This is a genomic window from Almyronema sp. (assembly GCF_052168255.1).
GTDB lineage: Bacteria > Cyanobacteriota > Cyanobacteriia > Phormidesmidales > Phormidesmidaceae > Sphaerothrix > Sphaerothrix epifaneia.
Map to the genome: position 1 here is coordinate 1 of NZ_JBQLZL010000020.1, position 5753 is coordinate 5753.

Annotated in this window: 4 protein-coding genes; 3 read left to right on the plus strand and 1 reads right to left on the minus strand. The window is 50.9% G+C overall.

The features are described 5' to 3' along the window. Positions 1-56 precede the first annotated feature (56 nt). Entirely contained in the window at positions 57-575 is a 519-nt protein-coding gene (gene purE / locus ACTS3T_RS03350) for a 5-(carboxyamino)imidazole ribonucleotide mutase (protein ID WP_377960789.1), read from the plus strand. A gap of 540 nt (positions 576-1115) precedes the next feature. After that, a complete protein-coding gene (locus ACTS3T_RS03355) occupies positions 1116-2573 on the plus strand; it encodes an ammonium transporter (protein ID WP_377960628.1) in 1458 nt (485 codons plus the stop codon). Positions 2574-2660: 87 nt separating this feature from the next. On the opposite strand, the gene ACTS3T_RS03360 is transcribed toward ACTS3T_RS03355, so the two are convergent. Then, positions 2661-3356: a hypothetical protein gene (locus tag ACTS3T_RS03360; RefSeq protein ID WP_377960630.1), complete on the minus strand. Its 696-nt coding sequence runs from the start codon at positions 3354-3356 to the stop codon at positions 2661-2663. 194 nt (positions 3357-3550) lie between these two features. On the opposite strand from ACTS3T_RS03360, the gene ACTS3T_RS03365 reads away from it, so the two are divergent. Next, positions 3551-5581 (plus strand): DICT sensory domain-containing protein, encoded by a 2031-nt coding sequence (locus ACTS3T_RS03365; RefSeq protein ID WP_377960632.1) that lies wholly within the window; start codon positions 3551-3553, stop codon positions 5579-5581. The last annotated feature ends 172 nt before the right edge of the window (positions 5582-5753 follow it).

Consider the following 5753-nt stretch of genomic DNA (forward strand, 5'->3'; position numbering starts at 1 on the left):
GCCCCCCATCCCCCCCACCCACTACCCTACTCCCTGTCACCCTTTTCCCTCCCCCTATGACCTCTCCCCAAATCGGTATCATCATGGGCAGCGACTCCGATCTGCCGACAATGCAAGCAGCGATCGCCATTTGCGAAGATTTTCAAGTAGCCCATGAGGTAGCCATTGTTTCAGCCCACCGAACCCCAGAACGCATGGTTGAGTACGCTCAACAGGCTCATCAGCGAGGCTTAAAAGTCATTATTGCCGGAGCAGGCGGCGCAGCCCATCTCCCAGGGATGGTCGCAGCGCTGACGCCGCTCCCCGTCATTGGCGTTCCGATCAAAACCAGTACATTGCAGGGGGTAGACTCGCTCTACTCAATTGTGCAAATGCCTAGAGGTATTCCAGTTGCCACTGTAGCCATCGGCAATGGTCAAAATGCCGGGTTGCTGGCTGTGCAAATTCTCGCAAGCCATCAGCCGGAACTGCTCGAACAGGTGCAGATCTATCGCCAAGCCCTAAAAAACACAGTGATAGATAAACAAAAACGGCTAGAAACCCTGGGCTATGCGCAGTATTTGCAAGAAATGTAGGCGATCGCCCCAGTAACTATCGCAATCAATCAAATTGGGATAGAACCGTAGCCGAAGAGGGGCAAAAAAACAGGGCTTGAGGTTTCTCGCAGTTCGTCACATAGCTTAATCTTTCCTGACCAGAACCAGTAAACTTACGGAAAAATTTCGCTTTTTTGAGTCAAGAGTTTAATTTTTGGGCTATTCTCCATCATAATTCGTGCATTCCAGTGGGGAGACGCCCGAAAAGTATCGCTTGATACAGATTGCCTCTGCCAGAATTGATGGAATCATTCTGACCTCCCTTAATGTGTCATCTGCCCATAGCACGAAAATAAGTGCGATTTTGTATCAGCAAGATCCCCTTATTCTGTTTAAGAAGCTTATCTTCTTAAGTCATAAGTTTCTTTATCTATGAGCTATCCAAGGCTATTTGCTCCAGCCTTGGCTAAACTCCTCACACCACCAGCGGGGCAAGTTTCTATCGTTAGGTAGATTGCCCGTTTTTACTGACTGAGGCTGTGTTTGCTATCTGATTGTGTTGAAGGAACGTCTTAAGAGATGTCTGGTTTAGTTCTCCGAAAAAAATCTAAGCGCAGGGGGCATAAATCCGCCTTCTGGAACGCTAACGTACCTGCCTTTGACGAGGTACTCCAGAAAAGTCTAGGTAAAAATCCTTGGAACTGGTTGGCGTGTATTCCCTTAGCTCTGCTGATTGTTGGGGTTTGGGGAGTTGCAGCTCATGCCCAGGACGAGGCGATCACCCCTGATAATGTCCAAGCCGTCTTGGATAATATCTGGATTACGGTGGCAGCGGTTTTAGTCATTTTCATGAATGCTGGTTTCGGCATGTTGGAAACTGGCTTCTGCCGTCAGAAAAACGCCGTTAACATCCTTTCTAAAAACCTCATCGTCTTTGCTCTGGCCACTTTGGCTTATTGGGCGATCGGGTTCTCTTTGATGTATGGCTCGGGTGGTAATGGCTGGATCGGGGGCGGCGGCTGGTTCTTAAGCAGCTCTGAGCCAGCTACCTACGGTCTTGGCGAAAGTAATTTGACCATCCCCGTTTCTTTTCTGTTCCAGGTGGCTTTTGCGGCCACAGCCGCCACTATCGTTTCGGGTGCCGTTGCTGAGCGTATCAAGTTCATTGACTTTATTATCTTTAGCCTGCTGCTGACAGGTATTTCCTATCCCATCACTGGGCACTGGGTTTGGGCTGGCGGCTGGCTTTCTGAGCTGGGTTTTTCTGACTTTGCTGGCTCTACCGTTGTGCATTCAGTAGGTGGCTGGGCAGCTCTGATGGGGGCAGCTTTCCTCGGCCCTCGGATTGGTAAGTACCAAGATGGACACGTTAACGCCATTCCTGGCCACAGCATGACGGTAGCCATGCTGGGTTGTTTGATTCTTTGGATTGGCTGGTTTGGGTTTAACCCTGGTTCTGAGTTAGCTGCTAGCCTAAATGTCCCCTACATTGCGGTTACGACTAACTTAGCAGCGGCTGCCGGAGGCGTAGCGGCCACCTGTACTGCTTGGGCGCTCAATGGCAAGCCAGACCTTTCCATGATTATCAACGGCATTTTGGCTGGACTGGTTGGTATTACAGCCGGGTGCGCGGGCGTTGGCTATTGGGGCGCGGTGATTATCGGCTTAATTGCGGGTATTATCGTCGTTTTCTCCGTTGCGTTCTTCGACAGCATCAAAATTGACGACCCGGTAGGCGCTATCTCTGTACACCTGGTTTGTGGTGTTTGGGGTACTTTTGCCGTCGGCCTGTTTGATCTAGAATCAGGTCTCTTTTTTGGCGGTGGCGTCGGGCAACTGGGTGCGCAAATCATTGGCATTCTTTCGATCGGGCTGTTTACAGTCATTGCCGCTTCCATTTTCTGGCTGGCACTCAAGGCAACCTTAGGTTTGCGGGTAACGCCAGAAGAAGAACTCAAAGGGCTTGATATTGCCGAACATGGCATGGAAGCTTATAGCGGTTTCTTGAAAGATACCAGCGATATGGGCACTCTCTAATCAGCGAGGTGTCATCGTTTGTTTCACAAAGCATTTTTGCTGTGTGAAAGCCTCTCAAGGGGGAGCAGTTCAACTGCTCCCTCTTTCTTAGTTTTGCCACTGGGCATAGGAAATAAGCCCTAGCCGCCGTTGAACGGTGAGCCAGTCGCTTGTCAGGCTGGTGTCTATCCGGCCATTCGAAAACGCACAGGCGACAACAGGAATAGCTTCGATCGCGGCTAAACCAATCAACGCTTCCACCAAAACGGCATTGAGCTGAGGAGGATGGATCAGCGACTTTGCCAGTTGCGTTTTCAAAACGGCGATGCAGTCGTGGGTGGCAGCAAAGGAACTTTGCCCAAGCAGCACCAGTGCTTGACAAGCCGTTAGCCGACCGCTCAAAGGTTGGCGGGCATCGCTTAAAACGTTTGCCAAGGCCGGAAGGGCGGCGGGGCCTAAGTAAGCAAACACGTAGGGGAGTTCTTGATGAATAGCGGCGATCGCTGGAAAACTCAGCAGCGAAATCAAAGGTGCGATCGCGCTGCAGGTGCCCATCTGCCCCAACGCCCGCCAAGCATGAATGGGTACGTTAGCTACGGGCGAGGTTTCCAAACAAAGACCCACCTCCAGCGCCAGAGCAATCAGCGTATCTACCTGCGGCACTCCCAAAAAAGCCACATACTGAGGCCAGGTGAGCGGCTGACCCACAACGCCCAAAGGTAATTCACAAAGCCGCTGGCGTAACGACACCGACCGCTCAGCCTTCATCGATCGCGCCCCGCCAACCAATATGTACTTTGTCAACTTTCTGCAAAAGCTCGTAAGACAACTACTATCTCCTTTACAACTTCCCACAATCCTGCCGTTTTGTCCGAAGATAGAAACAGCTTTGATCGATTGGCTAAAACGCTTGATCTAAACCAGTTTTAGCAGCTAGCGAGTCCCCATTGACCGAGCAATATAGTTTTATTGGCAGACATGGTGTTTGACAATCATCCATGAGTAATCCCGCTTCTGTCTTACAGGAATTACTACAGGAAATTCCCCAGCTTAGATCGCAACTCTATTTCAAAGCCTCCTTAACAGCGCTGTCTCATGCAATGGAGGATCAGGTTCTTGCTAGCTCCGATCAATCGCTGGTAATTGCAAGCTTTCAGCAAGAGCGGTTTTATCGCCAAGAAGCGCATCGCTATGAGCGCATTGCTGAAACGACACCTCATGTCTATGTTCTATCAGCCGCAGGCACAGGCTTTGTCGATCGCTTTAATCAGTACGAAACCATCACCTTTGATATTGAAGATGCGTTAACTCAAGAGTGGCATCTGATCGTTTTGGGTGAGAGATATAGCGCTTGTTTGGTATGTCGCGAACGCCAATCTGTAGACGCGGTTGAGCGATCGGCTGGAGCGCCCGCTTTAGATCAGACCCGACGGTTTGAAGGGGTTTGGACGCTAGACGCCCAGGTTAGCCAAAAAGCTGCTGATATTTTGCTGACGCGGATTGCCCGTTATCGGCCTGATTTAGCGCCTAAGATTGCTGAAGCCAAAGCCACCTACATTACCTCTGATCTGGCGATTGATGTCGATAATTTAGGGGCTGATCCGTTTGCCCAAAGGCTAATTACTTACCTGCAGGCAGGGCAATACAAGCTGCTTAAAGCTTACAAAGCCATTTCTGCTCAAGAACGTCGGGAGCGCTTAGTCAATTCGATTACGGCTACAATGCGGCGATCGCTCAATCCTGCCGAAATTTTTCAAGTCGCTGTCCACGAACTGGGGCAAGCGCTAGAAACCTGCCGCTGTTTGATCTATCGCGGTACGGCTGATGATTTTGTAGCAGAAATTCAGCACGAACACCTTAGCGCCAACGTTCCCTCACTGGTGGGCGAAACTTGGCCGCTAGAGGAAAATCCCCTCTTTTGCCAGATTCGGCAGCAGCCAGAAACGATTTTAATGGCTGATGTCACCGATGCGGCATCTCCTTATCACGCCGCGCTAACAACCCTGGAGCCGTTGCTCAGCCACTGGCAGATTCGCGCCTGGTTGATGGTGCCCCTCGTCCACCAAGGACGGCTAGTTGGCATGATTGAACTGCATCATTGCCAAGCGGCTCCTTACAGTTGGTCAGACAACGATGTAGCTCTGGTAGAAGCGATCGCTGCTCAGCTTAGCATTGCAATTATGCAGGCCGAAGCTTACGCCCATTTAGAAAACCTCAATCAGCAGCTTGAAGACCTAGAGCAAACGCGCAGCAACTTAATTGCCATTACCGGACATGAGTTGCGGACGCCCCTCTCGACGATTCAGGTTTGTTTGGAAAGTCTGGCAACTGAGCCTGATATGCCCATGGAGCTAAAACAGGTGATGCTCAGTTCAGCTTTAGACGATGCTGAGCGGTTGCGGAAGCTGGTGCAAGACTTTTTGACCCTATCGCGTTTAGAAAGTGGCCGAATTGTCTGGAATTTAGAATCGCTCTCGCTGCAAGAATGTGTTGATTTAGCGCTCAGCAGCCTCAAAGCCAAATACGGTAAGACCCCTATTCCTAAAATTAAGCGGCAGCTTGCCGCCAAACTTCCTTTGGTGAAAGCCGATGGCGAGTGGCTAGTGGAAGTTCTCAATAAACTTCTAGACAATGCCTGCAAATTTACCCCCGCAGACGGCAAAATTACTCTGAAAGCGGCAACCTGCTCAGACAACCTGATTCAAGTGACGGTGGCCGATACGGGTCGAGGTATCGAACCCAATCGGCTAGAAACTGTTTTTGACCGTTTTTATCAAGAAGAAGGGGCGCTGCGGCGTACGGCTGGTGGTACCGGGCTAGGGCTGGCTATCTGCCGCCAGATTGTAACCGGGATGGGGGGCAAAATTTGGGCCACCTCAGACGGCAAAGACCAAGGCAGTCAATTTCACTTTACGCTGCCCGTGGCCGCTAGCCGCTCCCAGCCGCGAACCCAACGCCAGAGCGCTACGGGGCCATCTGCTGCTAGCAAGCGGGCAAAAAGCCAAACGCTGCCCATGGTGGCGGATTGATTGCGTTAACCTTTTTAGCCAAAGCTGAGGTGAAGATTAGCCCGCGATCGCGGCGGAGAATTGGGCGGGTCTAGCTTGGCTTGGGCGATCGCAGAATTTTGAGGCTGACGTTTGGGGGGCTAATATCAATTCTCGATTTTGGATTTTCGATTTTGAATTGAACAGTCTTTGC